The organism is Mycobacterium sp. RTGN6, from assembly GCF_033804605.1.
Classification (GTDB): Bacteria; Actinomycetota; Actinomycetes; order Mycobacteriales; family Mycobacteriaceae; genus Mycobacterium.
In genome coordinates this window covers 20,495-42,541 of record NZ_JAPZKZ010000002.1, presented here as the reverse complement: position 1 = coordinate 42,541, position 22,047 = coordinate 20,495, and the positions used below count along the sequence as shown (strand labels likewise).

Annotated in this window: 21 protein-coding genes and 1 tRNA gene; 12 read left to right on the top strand and 10 right to left on the bottom strand. The window is 67.3% G+C overall.

Features of this window, described 5'->3' with window-relative positions; translation table 11 throughout:
- Positions 1 to 1,311 (top strand): adenylate/guanylate cyclase domain-containing protein, encoded by a 1,311-nt coding sequence (locus SLQ33_RS04510; protein ID WP_319452609.1) that lies wholly within the window; start codon positions 1 to 3, stop codon positions 1,309 to 1,311.
- Between the two features lie 62 nt (positions 1,312 to 1,373).
- Here the strand turns inward: SLQ33_RS04510 and SLQ33_RS04505 are convergent, their stop codons facing one another.
- The 9 genes from SLQ33_RS04505 to SLQ33_RS04465 all read right to left on the bottom strand — a co-directional run bounded on the left by SLQ33_RS04505 (position 1,374) and on the right by SLQ33_RS04465 (position 12,431).
- Positions 1,374 to 2,852, bottom strand: coding sequence for an HNH endonuclease signature motif containing protein (locus SLQ33_RS04505; RefSeq protein ID WP_319452608.1), 1,479 nt, complete (start codon positions 2,850 to 2,852; stop codon positions 1,374 to 1,376).
- Positions 2,853 to 2,954: 102 nt separating this feature from the next.
- Complete coding sequence (locus SLQ33_RS04500; RefSeq protein ID WP_319452607.1) at positions 2,955 to 3,794, bottom strand: alpha/beta hydrolase; 840 nt, start codon at positions 3,792 to 3,794, stop codon at positions 2,955 to 2,957.
- A gap of 19 nt (positions 3,795 to 3,813) precedes the next feature.
- Positions 3,814 to 4,638 carry an alpha/beta hydrolase gene (locus SLQ33_RS04495; protein ID WP_319452606.1) on the bottom strand — a complete coding sequence of 275 codons (825 nt, stop codon included), beginning with the start codon at positions 4,636 to 4,638 and terminating at the stop codon, positions 3,814 to 3,816.
- A gap of 54 nt (positions 4,639 to 4,692) precedes the next feature.
- A complete protein-coding gene (locus SLQ33_RS04490; RefSeq protein ID WP_319452605.1) occupies positions 4,693 to 7,407 on the bottom strand; it encodes a helix-turn-helix transcriptional regulator in 2,715 nt (904 codons plus the stop codon).
- Between the two features lie 10 nt (positions 7,408 to 7,417).
- Complete coding sequence (locus SLQ33_RS04485; RefSeq protein ID WP_319452604.1) at positions 7,418 to 8,248, bottom strand: ABC transporter permease; 831 nt, start codon at positions 8,246 to 8,248, stop codon at positions 7,418 to 7,420.
- Complete coding sequence (locus SLQ33_RS04480; RefSeq protein WP_319452603.1) at positions 8,245 to 9,138, bottom strand: glycosyltransferase family 2 protein; 894 nt, start codon at positions 9,136 to 9,138, stop codon at positions 8,245 to 8,247. The genes SLQ33_RS04485 and SLQ33_RS04480 overlap by 4 nt, the downstream gene beginning before the upstream one ends.
- Complete coding sequence (locus SLQ33_RS04475; RefSeq protein ID WP_319453252.1) at positions 9,131 to 9,943, bottom strand: ABC transporter ATP-binding protein; 813 nt, start codon at positions 9,941 to 9,943, stop codon at positions 9,131 to 9,133. Before SLQ33_RS04475 ends, SLQ33_RS04480 begins: the two co-directional genes overlap by 8 nt.
- 8 nt (positions 9,944 to 9,951) lie before the next feature.
- Entirely contained in the window at positions 9,952 to 10,458 is a 507-nt protein-coding gene (locus SLQ33_RS04470) for a bacterial proteasome activator family protein (RefSeq protein WP_319452602.1), read from the bottom strand.
- A 14-nt stretch (positions 10,459 to 10,472) separates the two neighbouring features.
- Positions 10,473 to 12,431: a DUF6541 family protein gene (locus SLQ33_RS04465; protein ID WP_319452601.1), complete on the bottom strand. Its 1,959-nt coding sequence runs from the start codon at positions 12,429 to 12,431 to the stop codon at positions 10,473 to 10,475.
- Between the two features lie 111 nt (positions 12,432 to 12,542).
- Between SLQ33_RS04465 and SLQ33_RS04460 the strand changes: the two genes are divergently transcribed.
- Entirely contained in the window at positions 12,543 to 13,739 is a 1,197-nt protein-coding gene (locus tag SLQ33_RS04460) for a cysteine desulfurase-like protein (RefSeq protein WP_319452600.1), read from the top strand.
- Between the two features lie 4 nt (positions 13,740 to 13,743).
- Here SLQ33_RS04460 and SLQ33_RS04455 read toward each other — a convergent pair whose 3' ends face one another.
- A complete protein-coding gene (locus SLQ33_RS04455) occupies positions 13,744 to 14,727 on the bottom strand; it encodes an NAD(P)H-quinone oxidoreductase (RefSeq protein WP_319452599.1) in 984 nt (327 codons plus the stop codon).
- Between the two features lie 45 nt (positions 14,728 to 14,772).
- On the opposite strand from SLQ33_RS04455, the gene SLQ33_RS04450 reads away from it, so the two are divergent.
- The 10 genes from SLQ33_RS04450 to SLQ33_RS04405 all read left to right on the top strand — a co-directional run bounded on the left by SLQ33_RS04450 (position 14,773) and on the right by SLQ33_RS04405 (position 22,032).
- Positions 14,773 to 15,285, top strand: a complete 513-nt coding sequence (locus SLQ33_RS04450; RefSeq protein WP_319452598.1) for a MarR family winged helix-turn-helix transcriptional regulator — start codon at positions 14,773 to 14,775, stop codon at positions 15,283 to 15,285.
- A gap of 21 nt (positions 15,286 to 15,306) precedes the next feature.
- Positions 15,307 to 15,393: transfer RNA gene (locus SLQ33_RS04445), tRNA-Ser, on the top strand.
- Positions 15,394 to 15,469: 76 nt separating this feature from the next.
- The gene (locus tag SLQ33_RS04440) at positions 15,470 to 15,667 is read left to right on the top strand and encodes a hypothetical protein (protein ID WP_319452597.1); all 198 of its coding nucleotides are present in this window, start codon (positions 15,470 to 15,472) and stop codon (positions 15,665 to 15,667) included.
- Between the two features lie 38 nt (positions 15,668 to 15,705).
- The gene (locus SLQ33_RS04435; RefSeq protein ID WP_319452596.1) at positions 15,706 to 17,091 is read left to right on the top strand and encodes an amidase; all 1,386 of its coding nucleotides are present in this window, start codon (positions 15,706 to 15,708) and stop codon (positions 17,089 to 17,091) included.
- A 5-nt stretch (positions 17,092 to 17,096) separates the two neighbouring features.
- On the top strand, positions 17,097 to 17,537 hold the full coding sequence (gene ureE / locus SLQ33_RS04430) for an urease accessory protein UreE (protein WP_319453251.1): 441 nt from the start codon (positions 17,097 to 17,099) through the stop codon (positions 17,535 to 17,537).
- Positions 17,530 to 18,189 carry an urease accessory protein UreF gene (locus SLQ33_RS04425; RefSeq protein ID WP_319452595.1) on the top strand — a complete coding sequence of 220 codons (660 nt, stop codon included), beginning with the start codon at positions 17,530 to 17,532 and terminating at the stop codon, positions 18,187 to 18,189. The genes ureE and SLQ33_RS04425 overlap by 8 nt, the downstream gene beginning before the upstream one ends.
- Positions 18,190 to 18,214: 25 nt before the next feature.
- Positions 18,215 to 18,883 carry an urease subunit beta gene (gene ureB / locus SLQ33_RS04420; RefSeq protein WP_319452594.1) on the top strand — a complete coding sequence of 223 codons (669 nt, stop codon included), beginning with the start codon at positions 18,215 to 18,217 and terminating at the stop codon, positions 18,881 to 18,883.
- Positions 18,884 to 18,890: 7 nt separating this feature from the next.
- Positions 18,891 to 20,597, top strand: coding sequence for an urease subunit alpha (ureC, locus tag SLQ33_RS04415; RefSeq protein ID WP_319452593.1), 1,707 nt, complete (start codon positions 18,891 to 18,893; stop codon positions 20,595 to 20,597).
- Positions 20,594 to 21,199, top strand: coding sequence for an urease accessory protein UreG (ureG, locus tag SLQ33_RS04410; RefSeq protein WP_319452592.1), 606 nt, complete (start codon positions 20,594 to 20,596; stop codon positions 21,197 to 21,199). Before ureC ends, ureG begins: the two co-directional genes overlap by 4 nt.
- Positions 21,196 to 22,032 (top strand): urease accessory protein UreD, encoded by an 837-nt coding sequence (locus tag SLQ33_RS04405; protein ID WP_319452591.1) that lies wholly within the window; start codon positions 21,196 to 21,198, stop codon positions 22,030 to 22,032. Before ureG ends, SLQ33_RS04405 begins: the two co-directional genes overlap by 4 nt.
- The last annotated feature ends 15 nt before the right edge of the window (positions 22,033 to 22,047 follow it).

The following is a 22,047-nucleotide window of genomic DNA, read 5'->3' as shown; positions in this document are numbered from 1 at the left end:
ATGTTCTCGGAGACACGGTATGCGCTGAACGGGGACTTGAGTGTCGCTTATCGCGCGTCACGGGAGGGTCCGCGTGACATCGTGTCCGTCCCGAACTGGTTCACAAACTGTGAGGTTGGTCCGGAGTTGCCATCGTTTCAGGGGTGGATCGAGGCGATGACATCGCTCGGTCGGCTGATCTACTTCGATCAGCCGGGCACGGGAGCCTCCGATCCCGTCACACCGGACGCGCTGCCGACCCTGGAGCAATGGGCCGACAGCATCACCGCGGTGCTCGACGACCTCGGGAGTCGCGAAGCGGTTCTCGTCGCGTCGAACTTCGCGTTCGCGACCGCTGCGCTGTTCGCGGCGACACATCCGTCGCGCACGACCGCGTTGGTGGTGCTCGACGGTTACGCAGATGCGGCTGGCACCACACTCGTTCGAGACGAAGCTCACGCCGCGTTCGTCCGCATGTGGGGCAGCGGAAAGAGCCATCATCTGGCAAACCCGGACATGCCGTGGAACGAGGAGATCCGGGCGACGTGGGCTCGAGCAGAACGCCTGGGGGCCAGCCCGCGGACCCTCGCCCTCATGTTGCCGATCCTTTCCGAACTGGACGTGCGGGCGGTACTTCCGACAATTCGTGTGCCGACTCTCGTTGTCCAGCACTCCGACGACGTGAGGGTTCAGCCCGCGAAGGGCAAGTACATCGCCGAGCACATACCCGACGCGAAGTACGTCGAGGTGCCGGGCCGCAATCTCTACCACAGCGTGGAACCCTGGCGAGCGTCGTTCCAGGAAGTCGCCAAATTCCTCACCGGACACCAGGCCGACGTAGCCGACGACCGGGTTCTCGCCACCGTCCTCTTCACGGACATCGTGGACTCGACCCGTCGGGCCGCCGAGATCGGCGATCGCGATTGGCATGCGCTGCTTGATGCACACGACGCCGTCGTCCGAGCACAGCTGGCGCGGTTTCGGGGCCGTGAAGTGAGCACCGCGGGGGACAGCTTTCTCGCGATGTTCGATGGTCCTCAGCGAGCGATCCGCTGCGCGATGGCAATTCGCGACGCGGTGCAGGCGCTCGGCATCGAGGTGCGTGCCGGGTTGCACACCGGCGAGTGCGAGGTCCGCGGCGACGACATCGGCGGAATCGCGGTGCACATCGGAGCGCGCGTGAGCGCACTGGCAGGGCCGAACGAGGTGCTGGTGTCCAGCACACTGCGCGACCTCGTGATCGGGTCAGGACTCGCGTTCGACGACCGCGGCGCGCACGTGCTCAAGGGCGTGCCCGGCGAGTGGCATCTCTACGCGGTCAGTTCTCCGTAGCGTCGAGATTCGACGAAACTCAATTCGCTTGCCGTTAGCGCGATTTGTGCCGGGCCGCCGTCTCAGAACGGGGGCGGGTTGTTGTCGATAGCGTCTTGGTTGCGTTTTCGTTCGCGGTGGATGCGGGCGGCGTGTTCGGCGGCACGGGTGCGTGTGCGTAGCGGCATCGCCAACCCGCGATCTGCGCAGGGCTCGGCCAGCGTCGGCGTCAGTGGCGGTACGGGCGTGGTGGTGTCCCAGTGTGGGAAGTGGATGCGGCTACCCGGTGCGACGCGGTAGCGGTGCCCGGTGGGGCTGGTCCACTCGATGGTGCCGTCGGGGAGTTGGCGATCGGCCCAGCCGCCTGCTCCGATCCAGAAGGTCTTGAGCAGGTGATGTTTTCGGCACAAACACTTCAGGTTGCCGGGATGAGTCAACCGGCTGGACTCGTAGGCGATGGTGTGGTCGAGGTCGCAGTACTCGGCCGCGCGATTGCAGCCGCGGAACCGGCACGTCATGTCCCGGCTGCGGACCAGGCGTTGCAGCCGTCGCGAGGGCCGGTAGCCCGGTTCGGGACCGCACTGGGCGGGGTCGGGTGCGGTGGTCACGACCGCACCCATCGCGACGAGTTCGGCCAGCAGCGGAGTGGGCACCACCCCACCGCCGGCGATGATGCCGATCGACGCACCGGTGGTGGGTGGCTCGCCGGTGGGCTCGGGGTCGCTGGGTCCGGGGTCAGAGTCGGGGTGGGCAGTGCTACCCGGGTCGGGGTGTTGGTCGGTGAGCACGGTGATGGTGATCTTGTCGGCGCGGGCGTCGGCCCCGGCGGCCGGGCAATCGGCTGATCCGCAGCGGCACGGCAGATCGGTGCCGCCGGCGAAGACGATGCCCGTGGCATCGGAGCGGCGCTCGCCGACGGTGCGCGGGTCGTTGGGGCACACCGCGCGCACCATCGCCTCCAGGCGTCGCTCGACCAGTTCGGCGTCGGTGATCAGCAACCGGCCCCATAGTGATCTGGTGCCGGTGGCGTCGTCGGGATCGCCGCACCCGACGTCGCGGCCACGCGCCGCCGCCTGGTACTGCAGCACCGCGGCCGGGTCGTGCTGCTGGATCAAGGCGTCGACCTGGCTTTCCAGTTTGGCCTCCGACATCGATCCGTACCGGGTGGCTGCGGCGGCCAAGTCGGCGTCGACGCGCGCCATCACCTCGGGGTCGTCGACCAACCGGGTGCGCCAGGTCAGCGTGGCCGCGATGCGGACGGTGATGATGCCCTCGGCCAACAACGCAGCCACCTTCGGCAGCCGGTGGCGCAACGCGAGCGCTTGATGCACCAGCCTGATGGCGGCGCGGTGGCTGATGGTCTGCACGGCGGCGACCTCGGCGGCCACGCTGTCGAACGCATCGCAGGCCCAATACTCGCGGGACAGGGCCAACTCAGAGCTGCAGCGCCGGTCGGCCAACTCGGCGATCGCAGCTAGCCGCCGCGCCGCCGCAGCGGCCTCCGCGCGCGCTTCGTCACCAATGGTGGTGATTAGCACGGCATCGCCGAAACCCTCGAACATACTTTCGAATCTAAGCGACCACGCGACAAGTGTTGCCTGGACACCGCGTTGGCGAGCCAAAGTTGTGGATGAAACCCAGACTGTGGATAACTGCCCTAGAAATCAGACAACGTGTCGGCCCCGCGGCTTCGTGTCGGCATACGCCAGCGCCCAATCCAACGCGTGATCGGCGACGGCCTCCCAGCCTGGCGCGGCACAAGTCCAGTGATCGCGACCGGCGAACTCGTAATACTCCGTCACGGCCGGCGACTTCGAGTAGTGCTTTGCGTTCGACTTGTTCACCGACGGCGGCATGATGTGGTCCTTCTCGCCCCCGATGAAGAGCAGCGGCGCGCGGTCGGCGTCGTAGTCGACCCACGTCTCCTGGTGGCCGGGCTGGAAGTTCGCGATCAGGCCGTAGTGCCAGACCCAACTGCCTGGGGCCGCAATGGCATAGCGTTCCCAGGCGGCGTCGGAGTCCTCGCGGGAGAGTGTGTTCGTGAACGCGTAGTGGAACTCCTCCTGGGTGAAGCCGACCGCCTTGTGAATGTTGGCCGGGTTCTTGAGCGCCGGGAAAAGCGACTTCACCTGGGACAGCGGGTTGACGCGGACACCCTCGGTGGGAGCCGAGTCCACCACCACTGCGGCGGCGCCCAACCCGCGGGCCAACAACAGCTGGGTCAGCGTGCCGCCGAACGAGTGGCCCATGATGATCGGCGGCACCTCAACGGATTCGATGACGCTCGCCAGGTGGTCGACGGTCTCGGGCACCGTGAGCTTGGCGATGACGTCGGGGTTCTTGCGGAGCTCCTCGACCTCGATCTCGAAGCCCGGATACCCGGGCGTCAGAACGCGGTAGCCCTTCTGCTCGTAGTGAGCCTTCCAGCCCTCCCAGCTGCGCGGCGTCATCCAGAGGCCGTGCACCAGAACGATGGTGTCGCAAGGGGTTTGGTTCTCGGTCATGATGGATTCCTCGTTTCGGTTAGGAGTTGATGAAGGCCAGTAGGTCGGAGTGCAGCCGGTCGCGGTCAGTGTCGGGCAACCCGTGCGGACGCCCGTGGTAGACCTTGAGTTCGGCGCCGTCGATGAGCTCGGCGGAACGCTTCCCGCCGACCTCGAACGGCACGATCTGGTCGTCGTCGCCGTGGATGACGAGTGTCGGCACGTCGATCTTGGCAAGGTCCTCACGGAAGTCGGTGGCCGAGAAGCCGGCGATGCATTCGAAGGCAGCCCGATGCCCGCAGGCCATGCTCTGCAACCAGAACGCGTCCCGAATGCCTTGGGATACGTCACCTTTGCGGTTGTGTCCGAAGAACGGACCGTCGGCCAGGTCGCGATAGCTCTGGGAGCGGTCGGCGAGCTCGCCGTCGCGGATGGCGTCGAACGTCTCGATAAGCAAACCGCCCGGGTTGTCGGCCGTGCGCAGCATCAGCGGCGGCACCGCCGACACCAACACCAGCCGTGCGACCCGCGACGTGCCGTGTCTGCCGACGTAGCGCACGATCTCGCCGCCGCCCGTCGAGTGCCCGACCAACGTCACGTCCGTCAGGTCCAATGCCTCGATGACCGCCGCCAGATCGTCTGCGTAGGTGTCCATCTCGTTGCCGTGCCACGGCTGCGATGAGCGACCATGCCCACGACGATCGTGCGTGATCGCGCGATGCCCATGCGCGGCCAGGAACAGCGCCGCCGCGTCCCACGCGTCGGCGTTCAGCGGCCAGCCGTGGGAGAGCAGTACGGGTGAGCCCGCTGTGCCCCAGTCCTTGTAGAACAGCTGCGTGCCGTCCTCTGTCGTGACGTAGGGCATGAGCACAGCATCGCGACGGAACCGCGGCCGCGGACCACGTGCGGCACGTAGTCGTTACCCGTCGAAGCGCTCGGCAAGTTGGCGCCGCGACGAGACGCCGAGCTTCCCGAATACCTTGCGCAGGTGGTAGTCGACCGTGTTGGCACTGATGAACAGCGTGGCTCCGATCTCGGCGTTGGTGTGACCGGCCGCGGCCAGCTGCGCCACCGCCGCCTCCCGGGGCGACATCTCTACGCCGGCGACGACGTGCAGCTCGCTGACCTTCTCGCCGGTCGCGGCGAGTTCGTTGCGGGCACGTTTGGCGAACGCCGGTGCCCCGATTCGGTCGAAGATACCGACGGCAGTGTGCAACTGCGATCGCGCGTCGCGGCGGCGCTTCCGTCTACGCAGCCATTCTCCGTAGAGCAGGTGTGCTCGTCCGAGGTCGGCCGGTCTGTCGGCCGCAGCCAGCTGGTCGATGGCTTGCGCGTAGTGAGCTTCGGCGTCTGCATCGGAAGCCAGCAGCGCTCGGCACCGGTGGTCGAGTCCTCGCAGCGCGGGTGTCGGACTGGCTTCCGCCATCGTCGTGAGTTGGCGTGCGGTGCGTTGTGCGTCGTCGAGCTGACCGCTGCGCGCCGAGGCCTCCACGTAGTCGGCCAGCCGGATGTACGTCACCTGCAATAGCGGGGCGTCCATTGTCGGCTTGAGCCGCTTGTACGCGTCCAGGTACCGGCCGTCGGCAAGGTCGACTATCGCCATCGCCGAGATCGCCGACGTGTAGACACCGCCGAAGCCGGTGGTGCGCACGGCGTCGGCGATGAGCTCCAACTGGTCGCGCGGTGTGCCCGTCCATGCCAGATGGGCGACGTTTACCACGTTCTCGGCGGCGTACCCGATGGCTTGGCGCAGTTCGCGGACCTGCTTGACGAACGCCCCGCACGCGGCGGGGTCGCCCGTGTCGAGTTCGAACAATGCGCGCACCCACAGCACGGTGTCCAACGTGCGCAGGGCGCCGGCCTCTCTGGCGATCCCGCCGAGCCGCTCGAGGTAGGTGACGCCAGCCAGCTTATCGAAAAGCGCTGTGGCCAAGATGATTCCGACGTATCCGAAGGTGGTGATCGCGCCGTCGTCGAGCGTTTCCAGGGCGGCGAGTGCAGCGCGCATCACGGGCACGCCTTCGGCGTAGGGCAGCAGCGCGTGTGCGGCGAGCCCCTGCATGACCGTGGCCCGCGGGCCGCCCAGCACGTCAGCGCCGGCCTTGACGCGCCGGCCCAGCTCGTCGATCGTGGTGCCCTGCATGAGTACGTCGGTGACGAACGCAAGCTCGAACGCCCGCAACAGGGCGATCTGCTCGAGTTCGGGTTCGTGGCCGTGGAATTCGTCGGCCGCTGCGAGCAGGTCCGCGGGCGAGCGCACGATCGGGCCGGGGTCGGCGATGAAGATGGCGAGTTCCGTGCGGGTCACGATCATCCGGCCGCGCTGCACGGGAGCGAGGTCCGTGGCGTCGATCCGGTCGAGTAGATCCGAGGACAGCTGGGCCGCTCCGGCTTCTGCTGCCGCCCCTGCGGCGAACAGCAACCGGTCGTTGCGCTTCGGACCCGGCGGCGTGAGTTCGGCCGCGCGGGTGAGTAGCCGGGCCTGAGAGACCAGGCCGCCTCGGCGGGCCGCACGCTGGGCTACGGCCTCCAATCGGTCGGCCACGGCTGAGTCGGTACCCGGCGTGGATGCCGCGGCGTGCCAGGCCTCTTCGTCGACGAGGCCGAGGCGACCCGCTTGATTGGCGAGTGCCGCATGGGCCTGTCGGCGCTCGGCTCCGTGGGTGGCACCGTAGATCGCCGAACGCACCAGCGGATGGCGGAAAGCGATGACGTCGCCCACCGATACCAGGTTGGCGTGTTCGGCGTCGAATGCGCAGTCAGCGGAAAGGCCCAGGGCCGCAGCCGCGTTGGCGACGAGTGTGTGGTGGCCCGACGGCTCGGCGGCGGCAAGTAGCAGCCACGTTTGGGCATCCGGCGGCAGTTCTCGCACCTGGCGGAGGTAGTGCGCCTCGAGGTGGTTGCTGATGGGTACCGGGTCGAGCGACACCGATAGGCGGCTGAGTTGGCGGATGCTCAGGTCACGCGCAAGGTCGATGAGCGCCAGTGGGTTTCCTCCGGTGGCGGCGGCGATCTGGGTGGCGGTGAATGGGTCGACGTCGGAGGCTGCTGCAGACAGCAGGGCCACGGCAGCCGGGGTGTCGAGGCCTGCGAGCCGCAGCTCGGTGATGCCTGCCAGTTGAGTCTCGGCCTCGACGTCGTCGCGGGCCGCGAACAGCAGCACGGTGGATTCTGCCTGCAGCCTGCGTGCGACGAACGCCAACACTTCGCGAGACTCGGAGTCCAGCCAGTGTGCGTCGTCCACGACGCAGACGATGGGACGGACACTGCTGGCGGCGGCGAACAGCCCGAGCATGCCGAGCCCGACCAGGAACCGGTCGGGTGCGGGCCCGTCCGCGGTGCCCCACGCAACGCGCAACGCCTGCTGTTGGCGGGCGGGCAGCGCATCGAGCTGGTCGGTCAACGACGTGCCGACCCGCTGCAGGGCAGCGAATGGCATCGAGAGTTCGGCCTCGTAGCCGTCGGAGCGGATGACCTTGGTCCCGGAGAGTTCCGACGTCGCCGCCTCCAAGAGCGCAGTCTTGCCGATGCCTGGCTCGCCGCGCACGATGAGCGCACCGCTGACCCCGTTGCGGGCGCGTGTGATCAGGGTTCGCAGCGCGTGGAGCTCTTCAGCACGGCCGATCAGCGTCACGTGATGTGTTTTACACCCAGTACGCGACGCGGCCCCGGTATTGCCGCATGGCGAATGCGGTGACCGTCCATCCGATGATGGTCAGCGCGATCACCACGATCCAGTGCCGGAGCTCCTGGTCGGCGCCAAGCAGCGGCGCCCGCACGATGTCGACGTAGTGAAGCAGTGGGTTGAACTCGATGATCTTCGCCCAGCCCCCCGCGCCCTGGTCTCGCAGCGTCTGGTCGTTCCAGATGATCGGCGTCATGTAGAAGAGCAGCTGCACGAGGCTGAACAGCAGCGGGCTGATGTCGCGATAGCGGGTGGACAGGATGCCGAAACACAGGGCCACCCACACGCAGTTCAGCGCGATCAGCGCCAGCGCGGGAATGAATGACAGATCGGTCCACTTCCAGGGTTGCGGGAAGATGATCGCGATGATGACGAAGATGATGATGTTGTGCCCGAACAGGATGATCTGACGCCACACCAGCCGGTAGACGTGCACGCTCAACGGCGTCGGAAGTTGTTTGATGAGGCCCTCATTGGCGACGAACACGTCGGCGCCCTCGAGGATCGCGGCGTTGATGAGGTTCCAGATGATCAGCCCGAGCGTGACGTAGGGCAGGTGCTCGCGCAGTTCGAGGTGAAAGAGTTTGGAGTACAGGCCACCGAGGGCCACGGCCATGGTGCCCGTCGCGATGGTGATCCAGAACGGGCCGAGCACCGAACGCCGGTACCGCTGCTTGATGTCCTGCCAACCCAGGTGCAGCCACAGTTCGCGCTTGCCGAACCCGTCGGCCAGATCCTGCCAGGCGCGGGCGAAGGTCTTCGACTGCGCCGCCGCGTCCGTGAACGTCATCGCTGAAACCTCTCGCGTCTGCCCAAGCGGCGCAGCCGAATCCACTCCGCGAAGCCAGCGGGGTCCCGCTTGGTCACCAGGAAGAACCACCCGAATCGGAGCCACTCCTGAGGCGCGAGAAGCCGCATTCCTCGTTGCGCCTGCAGGTAACCCCTGTTGCGGTAGGTGAAGTAGCGCTTGGTCTCGTCGGCGGGGTACTGCGTGTGCATGCGACCGCCGAGGATCGGCTTGAACTCGTCGGTGCCCTGCGGGTGCAGGTACACCGCGTCCAGGCAGGTGCCGAACGGTAGCCCCGACAGGACGAGCCTGCGGTGCAAGTCGGTCTCGTCACCTCGGATGAAGAGCCGGACATCCGGAACGCCAACGGCTTCCAGCGTCGAAGCCCTAAACAGCGCGCCGTTGAACAACGATGCGATGCCGGGCAGCAGGTCGCCGGCGCCGTCGACGCGCAGTTCGTCGACCCGTCGCCGCCACGCCAGGCCACGTCGCAGCGGGAACGCCAGCCGGGCGGGGTCGTCGAGATCGCACACCATCGGCGACACCTCGGCAAGGGAATGCCTTGTCGCACAATCCAACAACGTCCCGAGCACACCCGAGTCGGCGGGGCTGCCGTCGTCGTCGGCCAGCCACACCCAGTCCGCGCCGGTGGCGAGCGCCTGCAGCATGCCGAGCGCGAAGCCGCCCGCACCGCCGAGGTTGCGCCGAGAGCCTAGGTACGTGCTCGGAACGGGTTGTGCCGAAACGAGTTCCTGCACAAGGGGATCGTCGTCGTTGTCGACCACGATGAGGTGGTCGGGCGCCCGGGTCTGGCCGGCCACTGCCTTGAGCGAAGTGGCCAGCTGATCCAGCCGCCGGTGGGTGACCACGACCGCGCATACGGTCTCACTCATGCTGGCGCTCGCGTTCGTCTTCTTCGAGGATCTCGTGCACGTGATGGGCGGCGTCGTCGCCCTCGTAGGCGCGCACGACGTCCTCGATGCCGCCGGTCATCTTGATGGTGCCGTGGTCGATCCACATCGCCGTCTTGCACAGGCGGGCGAGGAATTCGTTTGAGTGGCTGGCGAATACGAGGATGCCGGAGCGGGCGACCAGATCCTGAAGTCGGGTGCGAGCCTTCTTGAGGAACTCGGCGTCGACGGCGCCGATGCCCTCGTCGAGCAGCAGGATCTCTGGGTCGATACTGGTCACCACGCCCATCGCGAGGCGTACCCGCATGCCGGTGGAGTACGTCCGCAGCGGCATCGACAGGTAGTCGCCGAGCTCGGTGAACTCGGCGATCTCGTCGACCTTGGCCGCCATCTGCTTTCGGGTCTGACCGAGGAACATTCCCCGGATGAGGATGTTCTCGAACCCGGAGATCTCGGGGTCCATGCCGACGCCGAGGTCGAACACCGGGGCCACGCGGCCGCGGACGGTCGCCGAACCGCGGGTCGGTTCGTAGATGCCCGAAAGCAGCCGCAGCAGTGTCGACTTGCCCGCGCCGTTGTGCCCAACCAACCCGACCCGGTCGCCCATCTCGAGCGACATGGTGATGTCGCGCAGTGCCTCGATGACGACGACGTTGGACTCGTTGCGGCCGATGGTGCCACCGGCCTTCCCGAGGAACGCCTTCTTCAACGAGCGTGACTTGGCGTCGAAGATCGGGAACTCGACCCACGCGTTGTGGGTGGAGATGGACGGGTGGGACGACTCGATTGTCACTGTTAGAGGTACTGGCCGGTCCCGGGATGCGTCGGCCCGTGTCCGCCTTGAATGCCGGTGACGCCGGGCGGCAGCGCACCTTGTCGCATCTGCTCCAGTTGCGAGCGCGCCGCCATCTGCTGGGCGAACAGCGCCGTCTGGATGCCGTGGAACAGCCCTTCGAGCCAGCCGACCAGCTGTGCCTGCGCGATGCGAAGCTCGGCGTCCGAAGGGATGGAGTCGTCGGAGAACGGCAAGGTGAGCCGCTCGAGCTCGTCGCGCAGCTCGGGGGCCAGCCCCTCCTCGAGTTCGCGGATGCTGGTGCGGTGGATGTCGCGCAGCCGGTTGCGGCTGGCGTCGTCGAGCGGAGCGGCCCGCACCTCCTCGAGCAGTTGCTTGATCATCGTGCCGATCCGCATGACCTTCGCAGGCTGCTCGACCAGGTCGGTGATCGACTTGTCGTCGGCCTCGACGTCGTCGTCGGTGTGGACGTCGTCGATGATCTCGAAATCGCCGTTGTTGCTCGTCATCGCCTCGTGAACTCCTACGGTCCTTGCCATTCGTAGATGCGGTCCTCGCCGTTGTCGTAGATCTGCTTCCACGACCTCGACTTGTCTAGCGACACTAGCCCGTCGGGCATGACGAACCCGCGGACCACCGGTGTGCCGGTCACTACGTAGCGGATGTTCAGTGCATGGACGGCCTCCGCGACGCGCGGATCGGTGTCGGCGTCGTCGGCGTACGCCCAGAAGATGAAGCGGTGATACCCAGGCCCCTGCTGCTGCGGGTAGTCGTAGTGGGTCCACAGTGGGTGCAGTCCGTTGATGGCGTACATCCACGCGGTGCCGTCGGTGTTGGCGTTCCCGATCAGGGTGTCGCGGGCACCGGGCAGCTTGGCAAGGTAGTCGAAGGCCTGAAGGTCGTCGGCATCGATCATCACCGAGTCGTACTTCTCGCCGATGAGGTAGCGGTGCCGCGGGAAGTAGTGCCACGCGAGGCCGATCGACACGGCCAGCACGATGACGGCCGTCGCCGCCTGCCAGAAGCGCGTCGACGTCTCACGAGACCTCAAGCGTTCGAACCACTTTCGGCATTGTTCGACGACGAACTGCGTCATGGTGAACAACGCGACGCCCGCCATCGGGGCGAGCAGCAGCGTGATGACGGCGGAGAGTCGACGCGGGTCGCTGTAGAACAGGTCGCTGAACATGCCGGTGAGCTCGCCGATCGGTCCGCCGAACGGTGCCGACGAGTGGATGATCGACACGACCATGAGCGCCCACACCGCGGCCGGCCACCAGATCCGACGCACCAGCAGCATCACGAACCCGATGCCTGCGAGTGCGACGACGATGTTCTGGATCGGATAGTCGTTGAGGTGACGGGTGTGCTGCACGACGGCGTCGAACAGCGCCTTCTTCTTGCCCTCGTGCGTGACGAACGCGTGGCCGACGATGATCTCGGCCTGCTGCAGGACGCCGAGGAACTGCGGTAGCAGGAGCGCCGCCGTCGGGACCGCCACCAGCACCAGGCTGACGAAGTCGGCCAGCCGCCCGCGGACGGGTCGCCACAGCGCGTCGCACAGCCACCAGGCCACCACGAGCACCACGGCGACGACGCCGCCGGTGATGTGGACGGAGAACACCCCGAGCAGTGCGAGCACTGCCAGCGGGATGCGGTCGCGGTGCCTCAGCGTCGAGGCGATCAGCACGAAGGTCGGCACGGCGACGCCGTATGCGGCCATGTTGGGCATCGACGCGGTGTCGAACTCGACGTAGGGGATGGCGGTGAACGACGCCGACAGCGCGGCCGCCGCGGCCGCCGACCCCGCGGTGCGCCACTGGTCCATGCGCGGCCGCAGTAGCTGCCAGGTGAGCACCGCGGCGCTGGAGGGGAACAGCCACACCGCGGCGGCGAGCGAGTTCAGGGTGTACGCCGTCGTGGGGGCCGCACCGGTGAGCTGGCATTGGAGGGCGGCCAGTGCGTGGAAGGTGGATGGGTAGTACAGCGCGTCGCGGGTCTCGACGTTGCGGAGATCGCCCATGTGCGTTGGCGACGCCTGGCCGGTCTCGAGGATGAACCGCACGGTATTGGCGTGCCAGACCGAATCCCACGTACTTGGGATCGATTGCCAGTGCGGTATCCCACGCATTGCTGCGAAGCCGACGAGCAGCGCGCCAAGCACGACCCCGGCGGCCACCACGAGGGCCGGTCCGAGGCTCGGTGCGCGGTCCTCTGCGGCACGCTCACGGAAGCGCGAAAGTGCCAGTTGCGCAACCGTGACGAGGATCACAACGATCACGAGAGCAAGCAACGCGGTCCATGCGGTCCACGGAATGCCTACTGCGCCCATCGGGAGGATTGCAAGCGCAACAACCCCGTAGGTCAAGGCAGGTCCAACGGCCACGGCGACGGGCCACGTTAGCTGCGCTGTACGCGCCACGATTGCTCCAGGGATGACCAGCAACAACAGTGCCACTAGCACCCCGGACGCCAAGCTCACTGCACTAGTATGGCTGCCCAGGTGACCCGGTCCGTCGCGGCATCAGCGCGGGCGGGCACCTCCGAAATCATTTCGGCTTGCAGTGATCACAGACGCTCGAAGGTGGCTGGCATGGCATACGACGTCGCCCGGGTGCGGGGTCTGCACCCGTCGCTGGGCGACGGCTGGGTGCACTTCGATGCCCAGCGCGGCATGCTGCTGCCGGATTCGGTCGCCACCACCGTGTCCACCGCGTTCCGCGGATCGATGACGACGGACGTCGGGCCGCATCCCGCCGCGCAGCGCAGTGCCAACGTGCTCAAGACCGCGCGCCAGGCGGTCGCCGACCTCATCGGCGGTGATCCCAGGGGCGTCGTGCTCGGCGCCGACCGCGCCATCCTGCTGTCCGCGTTGGCCGACGCCGGGCCGTCGCGGATCGGGCTCGGTCAGGAGGTCGTGGTCACGCGGCTCGACGACGAGGCCAACATCGCCCCGTGGTTGCGGGCCGCGAGTCGCTACGGCGCGAAGGTGAAGTGGGCCGAGGTCGACATCGAGACCGCCGACTTGCCGGCCTGGCAGTGGGAGACCCTGATCGACAGCCCCACGCGGCTGGTCGCGATCGCGTCGGCGTCGTCGTCCGTGGGCACCGTGACGGACCTGCGGCCGGTGACCAAGCTGGCCCACGAGAACGGCGCGCTGGTCGTGCTCGACCACTCTGCCGCGGCGCCGTACCGGTTGATCGACATCGATGAGCTCGAGGTCGACGTCGTCGCGTTGAACGCCGTGGCGTGGGGCGGACCACCCGTGGGGGCGTTGGTGTTCCGCGATCCGAACGTGATCGATTCCTTCAGTTCGGTGTCCATTGACCCGTTCGCCGTCGGCGCCGCCCGGCTGGAGGTCGGCACCCACCAGTTCGGTATGTTGGCCGGGTTGGTGGCCAGCATCGAGTATCTCGCCAACCTCGATGAGTCCGCGTCCGGGACTCGGCGCGAAAGACTCGCCGTCTCAATGCAATCCGCTGCTGGCTACATGGACCGGCTGTTCGACTATCTGGTGATGGCGCTGCGTTCGCTTCCGTTGGTGATGCTGATCGGGCAGCCCGAGGTGCGCATCCCGGTCGTCAGCCTGGCGGTGCACGGAGTGCCCGCCGAGCGGGTGGTGCAGCGTCTCGCCGACAACGGCGTGCTCGCCGTGTGCAATACGAGCTCGCGGGTGCTCGACGCCATCGGCGTCAACGACATCGGTGGCGCGGTCACCATCGGGCTGTCGCACTACTCCACAGTGGCCGAGCTCGACCAGCTGGTGCGCGCGCTCGCCTCGCTGGGCTGAGCTATCAATCAGAGACGCGCAGAATCACTTTCCCGGACACCTCGCCGGAACTCAGCAGCCGGTGCGCCTCGGCCGCCTGCTCGATGGGCAGTTCGGCGCCGATGATCGGGCGCACTCTGCCGTCGGCGATCATCGGCCACACCGCGGCGACCGTCTCGGCGACGATGGCACTCTTGCCGCCCGGCCCGTCCACGGGCCGGGAGCGCAGCGCCGTGGAGATCACGCCCGCGCGCTTGGCCATCAGCTTGCCGAGGTTGAGCTCTGCCTTCACCCCGCCCTGGAAGCCGATGACGACGAGCCGGCCGTCGGGGGCCAACGCGTCGACGTTGCGGTCGAGGTAGGCCGCACCCATGATGTCGAGAATCACGTCGGCGCCCGCTCCGCCGGTCTCCGCGCGGAGGCGCTCGACGAAGTCGTCGTCTCGGTAGGAGATCGCGACGTCGGCGCCGAGTTCGGTACACAGCGCCAGCTTTTCGGCGGATCCGGCCGTGACGGCGACGCGCGCGCCTAGGGTCCGGGCCACCTGGATGGCGTGGGTTCCGATGCCGCTGGCGCCGCCGTGGATCAGCACCACCTGGCCTTCGCTCAGATGGGCGGTCATGATCAGGTTGGACCAGACGGTGCACGCCACCTCCGGGAGCCCGGCGGCGTGGTGCAGTTCGACGCCGGCGGGTACGGGCATCACCTGCCCGGCGGGGACGGCGACCCGCTGCGCGTAGCCGCCGCCTGCCAGCAAAGCCGCCACCGGCTGGCCGATCGACCAGCCGTCAACGCCGTCGCCGACCTCTGCGATGTGGCCCGAGACTTCGAGGCCGATGATGGCGCTGGCGCCTGGCGGCGGCGGATAGTGGCCGGAGGCCTGTAACAGGTCGGCGCGGTTGACGCCGGCAGCAGCGACTTCGATCATGATTTCACCCGGCTGAACTGCGACGTCCGGCACTTCATGCCAGCTGAGCTGAGTTGGGGATTCGGCGATGATCGCACGCATGTCGATAACGCTACTACTCGCGGGGCACAGTCCTACTATGACGCAATGGGGGAGCAAACCACCGGACGAACGGCCAGCGCCATGCCTGGCCTGGACGTCGCCGAACAGCGCGCGTGGCAAAATTTCTTGGATGCGGCGTTGCGGGTGTACGCCACGCTCAATCGGTCCCTCGTCGACCAGCATCACCTGACGCTCAACGACGTCCGCCTACTCGACGTCCTAATCAGGTCGCCGGGCGGATCGGCGCGCATGGGCGACGTCGCCGACGAACTGATGTCGTTGCCCAGCAGGGTGACTCGCCAAATCCACCGGCTCGAGACGCAGAACCTGGTGCAACGCATTTCGAGCCCCGATGACGGGCGCGGCGTGCTGGCCTGCATCACCGACCAGGGCCGCCAAGCGCTTGCCGCGGCGATGGTGACCTATGGCCAGGGGGTTCGCAACCACTTCCTCGGAAAGTTGTCGCGCACGCAGGTCTCCGCACTCGAGGTGAGCTGCCACCGCGTCGGGGAGGCGCTGAAGGCCGACGCCACGCCGGCCCGGTTGGGGCGGGTGTAGGCACCCCTTAGGCTTGTCGACGGTGGCGTGGCAGAGCGGCCTAATGCACTCGCCTTGAAAGCGAGAGACGGCTAACACCGTCCGGGGGTTCAAATCCCTCCGCCACCGCTCTCTCGTGTGCCGCGTAATGACGATGAAACCGGCCGTGCACCTCGGTGACCCCGACGCATAGTCAACTGACGCCATGTCGGATTTTGAAGCCGTGCCTTCGGAAGCCGAAGTGTCTGCCGCGTTCTCCTACGCCGGGCTGGCCATGCCGCCGGATCGGCTGGCGGCGAACTACGAAACCTACTCATCGACGCTCGCGCTGATTCGGAAGGCCTCGACGCCGGGCCTTGGCGAGACCGTCCCGGCCGTCGCCTTCAAGGCGTCCTGGGACTGAGCAGAAGGCACACCGCGATGGAACTGTACGAACTTTCCATGACCGAGGTCTCGGAGAAGATCCGTACCAAGGAGGTTTCGCCGGTCGAGGTCACCCAGTCGGCGCTGGCCCGGCTGGAAGAGGTCGAACCCACGCTCACTGCGTTCGTCACGACCACACCGGAAATCGCGATGGAACAGGCCAAGATCGCCGAGAAGGAGATCGGCGACGGCAAGTATCGGGGTCCGCTGCACGGTATTCCGCTGGCCGTAAAGGATCTCTACGACACCGCCGGTGTCAGGACCACGTCGAGCTCCGCGCAGCGGACCGACTACGTGCCGGATGCCGATTCGGTGTCCGTCGCGAAGCTGTACGAAGCCGGGATGATCCTGATCGGCAAGACCCACACCCACGAATTCGCCTACGGTGCAACCACTCCCACTACCGGCAACCCCTGGGCGCCGGACCGCACACCAGGCGGGTCGAGCGGTGGCTCAGGAGCCGCGGTGGCTAGCGGCGTCGTGCACGTCGCGCTCGGCAGCGACACCGGCGGATCCATCCGCATCCCGGCCGCGCTGTGCGGCACGGTCGGCCTCAAGCCGACATTCGGCCGCGCCTCCCGGGTCGGAGTCGCATCGCTGTCGTGGTCGCTCGACCACGTCGGGCCGCTCAGCCGCAACGTGGTCGATTCGGCGTTGGTGATGGCCGCGATGTCTGGCTATGACCGCACCGACCCGGCCACCGTCGACGTGCCGGTGCCGGACATGGTGACCGGGATCGACGCAGGCGTGGCAGGGAAGAAGATCGGCATCCCGGTCAACTACTACAACGAACAGGTCGCAGGCGAGGCGGCGCAGGCGGCCACCACCGCCGCAGCCACGCTGGAGGCGCTCGGCGCCGAACTGGTCGAGGTAACGATTCCGATGGCCGAACACATCATTCCCACCGAGTGGGCGATCATGATGCCGGAGGCCACCGCGTACCACATGGACTACCTGCGCAATTCCCCGGAGAAGTTCACCGACGAGACCCGCACGCTTCTCGAGGTCGGCGCCGCAGAACTCGCCACTGACTACATCAACGCGCTGCGGCTGCGGACGCTGATCCAGGCCGCATGGAGGGAGCTGTTCTCCTCGATCGACGTGTTGCTCGCACCCACCCTGGCCGCGGCCGCGACCCTGCGGTCCGATCCCTTCGTCAGGTGGGGGGACGGCACCGTCGAAGGTGCGACCCCCGCCTACGTGCGCCTGTCGGCGCCGGCCAACGTCACCGGACTGCCATCCTTGTCGATACCGGCGGCGTTCACCGCAGACGGGCTTCCGCTCGGGGTGCAGATCATCGGAAAGCCGTTCGCCGAGCCAGAGATCCTTCAGTTCGGCTACGCGCTGGAGCAAAATTCCGACGTGGTCGGCAGGATCGCGCCGGTCGTTGCGAAGGCCGCATAGTGCGGATGCTGGACGGGATCGTCGGGTGGGTGACGGACCAGGCTGTCGCCGATCGCTTGCACGAACTGCGCCACCATCACACCGTCGAGTACCTCCACCTGGATGTTCACGATCTCGATCGCAAACGGCTGCGCGCGACGTCGGATGCGGGCACCGACTACGCCATCGTGCTGCCGCGGGGCAGCGCACTCGCCGACGGGGCGGTGTTGCTGCTTGAGCCCGATCACGCGGTGGTGGTGCGGTCCGGGGCGCCACGGACGATGACGTTGCGGGCCAAGGACATTGGGGCCGCGTTGCGGCTCGGCTTCCTCGCCGGCCACCTGCATTGGAAGGTCGACCAGCACGACGACACCGTCGTGGTTCACCTGGAGGGGCCGCGAGCCGACTACACCTCCCGGATCGTCGAGCTGCTCGAGAGTGGGCGAGTCGAGTCGCTCGATGACTGATCTTGGGCAGCTGCTTGCCGCCATGCGGTTCGGGGACAGCGCATTTCCGTCAGGTGGGTTCGCCTTCTCCTCGGGGTTGGAGGGCTCGCACCGTGACGGAATCGTCCAGGACGAGGGTGACGTGGCTGCCTTCGTCGCAGAGCAGCTCGAGGGCAATTGGCATCGGCGCGACCGCGTCCTGATGCGGCGAGCGTGGGCTGACCCGGACCCTTCCGCCGTGGACGCCTTCGCCGAGGTCGTCGCGACGATGTCGGTGCTGCGGGAGGCATCCCGCCGCGCCGGTGCGGCCACCCTCACCACGTTCGCCGCAGTGATCGACCCGGGTCTCGACGACTATCGAGGCCGGGTGCTCGCTGGGGCCGCGCCCGGTCACCTGGCGGTGGCCCAGGCGGTCTGCTTCCGTGCCGCCGGCCTCACCCTCGAAACTGCGGAGGCCGTCGCGGCGTGGCAGGTGGTCTCCGGAATCACCGGTGCCGCACTGCGGCTCGGAATTTGCGGTCACCTCGGCGCCCAACGGGTCGTGACGACTGTGAACCCGCTCCTACTCGAGCTGCTGCAACGCCAGCCACCCTCCGAGCCCGCCGCCTTCACCGCCTACGCCGACATCGCGGCCCAGCGCCACGATGACGGCGTGCGGCTGTTCGCCAGTTGACCCCCCCGCAGATGAAGGAGATCGTGTGAACTTGACGCCCACCGAGCTCGAGCGCCTCACGGTGTTCAGCGCCGCCGAGCTGGCGCGGCGAAACCTCCGCGAAGGCATCCCGTTGAGTCACCCAGAAGCGGTGGCCTTGCTGGCCGACGAGGTGATGCTCGCGGCGCGCAAGAACATGGCCTACGACGAGGTGATCGACCACGCCGCAGCGCTACTCACGGCCGAGGTGTGCGAGCCGGGTGTGCCCGACATGGTGCGCATCGTGGCGGTAGACGCTCCGTTCCCGGACGGCACCAAACTCGTCACGCTGATCGACCCGATCATCGCCGGGGAGAACGACATCCGCCCAGGCGAGGTCATCGTCGGGGACGAACCGATCGAGCTCTTCCCGGACGCCGAGCGCCTGTCACTGACGGTCGTCAATCGCGGCGACCGGGATATTCAGGTGCGCAGCCAATCGCACTTCTTCGAAACCAACCCAGCGCTCGAGTTCGACCGCCGCGCGGCTTGGGGCCGCAAGCTCGACGTGGCCTCCGGTGGCGGAGTGCGGTTCGAACCCGGTATCCCCGTGGAGGTGAAGCTCGTTCCGATGGCCGGTGATCGTGTCGCCCAGGGCTTCTCGGGAGTGGTCAACGGGCCACTCGACGCAGCCGGCGCACTCGATGCGGCACTCGCCGCGCAGCGTGAAGGCTGACGGCCCGGTGACATCGATCGATCGGCAGTCCTACGCCCGCATGTTCGGCCCCACCAAGGGGGATCGGATCCGCCTCGCCGACTCGGACCTCTTCGTCGAGGTCGAACGGGATGACACGGCACCCGGTTATGAGCTGCTCGCCGGCGCAGGCAAGTCCGTGCGGGATGGCGAGGGGTACCGACCTTCCACGAAGCCGTCGGACGGCGCCCTCGACTACGTCATCGGCAATGCGGTCATCGTCGACGCGGTGGTCGGAATCATCAAGGCGGACATCGGCATCCGCGACGGCAGAATCGTCGGCATCGGAAAGGCGGGCAACCCGGACACCATGCCCGGTGTCACCCCTGGACTGGTCGTCGGCACCAGCACGACGCCGATCCCGGCCGAGGGCATGATCGTGACTGCCGGCGCGATCGAAACCCACGCGCACCTGATTTCGCCACAGCAGGTCGAGCATGCGCTGTCGACCGGGACCACGACCCTCATCGGTGGATCGCTGGGTCCAACATTCGAAGTCGCCACTGGAAGCCCCCGCAACCTCGGGCTGTTCCTGAAGGCCGGCGATTACACACCCATGAACTTCGTCGCGTTCGGCCGCGGGTCCTCCGATCCGGCGGCAGTCTTGGAATCGGTGGCCGCAGGCGCAGGCGCGGTGAAGATCCACGAAGACTTGGGGGCGTCGCCTGCCGTCATCGACAAGACGCTGCAGGCCGCCGATTCCGCCGACTTCGCGGTGCACTTGCACACCGACTCGATCAACGAGTTCGGGTTCTCCGAGCGGACGCTGTCGACGATCGACGGCCGGACCATCCACATGTATCACGTGGAAGGCGCGGGCGGAGGACACGCCCCCGACCTGATCCGGTGCGTCGGCTACGAGAACGTCATTCCCGGTACGACCAACCCCACCAACCCCTACACGATCACCGGGCTCGACGAGGGCGTGCCGATGACGATGATCGCGCACTTGATGAATTGGGAAGCGCCCGAAGACATTGCGTTCGCCGAGGCCCGGATCCGGCCACAGACCATGGTCGCCGAGGACTTCCTGCACGACATGGGAGCCATCTCGATCTTCGGCAGCGATACCCAAGGCATGGGCCGGCTCGCCGAGAACATCACCAACTGCTGGCAGCTGGCGGCGGTGATGAAGCAGCGCATCGGGCGGCTGCCGGAGGAGACAACCGCCGTCGCGGACAACGAACGCGTCAAGCGCTACATCGCGAAACTCACCATCAACCCGGCCATTTCGATCGGCGCTGACGCGCACATCGGGTCCGTCGAGCCCGGCAAGGTGGCCGACCTGGTGATCTGGCAGCCCGCGTTCTTCGGCGTCAAACCGAGGGTGGTACTCAAAAACGGGATGATCGCGTGGGCGGCGCTCGGCGACGCGGCAGGGTCCATCTCGTCGTCGGAACCGATCATCCAGCGGCCCAACTGGGGCGCTCTTGGCGACGCGGCCGCCGAACTCGGGTTCGTGTTCATGTCCTCCCTCGCGATCGACGCGGGCATACCGCAGACCTTGGGACTGCGCAAGAACGTGCTGCCGATCAAGTCGGTACGCGGGCTGCGCAAGAAGGACATGGTGCGCAACGACGCCCTTCCTCATGTCGAGGTCGATCCCCGCACGTTCGAGGTCCGCGCCGATGGCGCGCTGCTCACCGCCGAACCGGCTGCCACCGTGGCATTTTCGAGGAAGTACATGCTGCGATGAGAGCCGCACGCATCGGCATCGGCGGGCCGGTCGGATCCGGCAAGACCGCGCTCATCGAGGCGCTGCTCGCTGGATTCGCCCGGCGCAGTCGCTCGGTCTCGGTGATCACCAACGATCTGGTGACGGCCGAGGACGCGGAGCGGATCCGCCGCTCCGGGCTTATCGACCCGCAGCGCGTACGGGCCGTCGAAGCCGGCGGCTGTCCGCACACCGTGATCCGCGAGGACCCGTCACTGAACATCGCCGCCGCCGATGCCCTCGAGGCCGCCTACCCCGACACCGAGCTGATTCTGCTCGAATCGGGTGGTGACAACCTTGCGTCGACGTTCTCCCGGGATCTGGTGGACTACTGGCTGTTCGTAATCGACGTGGCCGGGGGCGATGACATCCCGCGCAAGCGTGGACCGGGTGTGCTGCGGTGCGATCTGTTGGTGGTCAACAAGATTGATCTCGCACCCTATGTTCGCGTCGACCTGCCGCTGATGCTGAAGGAAGCCAACGAAGTGCGCAACGGCCGAGCCGTGCTCGCCACCAACGCCAGCAGCGGCGAGGGGATCGAGGCGGTGATGGACGTGCTCGAGCGGGAGGTGCTGTTCGTGTGAGCACCGGCAGCGCCCTCGACCTGGTGTTCGCAAGCGTCGCCGGGCGCACCGCGCTGACCCGGCGCCGCTACCGGTGGCCGCTGCTGATCGGGCGGGTCTTCACCGACCCGGCACGACCCGGCGTCGGGGCGGTGACCATCCAGAACTGTGCTGGCACGGTCATTCCCGGTGACGTCGTCAGGCAGCGGATCGAGGTGCTCGACGGCGGGTCGGCAGTGGTCCGTGGCCAGGGTGCGACGACCGTCAGCGGCGTTCACGGTGGTGCGCAGGCAGTCGAGGACACCAGCCTGCGGGTGGACGCGAGCAGTCGGCTGCTGTTCGACCCCTCGCCGCGCATCCTCACTGCGCATGCGCGCTATCGCCAGCGCCTGCAGGTGTGCGTCGAACCGGGTGGGCGGGCGGTGCTCGTGGACGCCGTTGTGCTGCACCCCGATCTGACGGACGAGACGTTTGGCAGCTATGAGTCCGGCGTGGCCGTCACCGCCCCGGACGGAACGCTGCTCGCACTCGACGCGCAGACGCTCGAGTCGATGCCGCGGGTCCGCCGTGCCCCGACGGCCTTTGGGACCGTGTACGTCGCCGGTGAAGGGTTCGACGAAACGATGACGGCGCTGTCGCGAGACCTCGAGTCGCTCAGCGTGCTCATGGGCGACAGGCGTGTCTACCTTGCGGTCAGTGACTTGCCCAATCAGGCCGGATGGGCGGTTCGGCTCGCCGCGTCGGATGGCGGAACGTTGCGGGCTACCGTCGCGGCGGTAATCGAGCTGATCGAGTCGGAAAGCTGCGAGGACGACTGGCGAGCTTCGTACCCCTCCGCGGCCCATCAGACGTAACCGGGCGTGTTACTT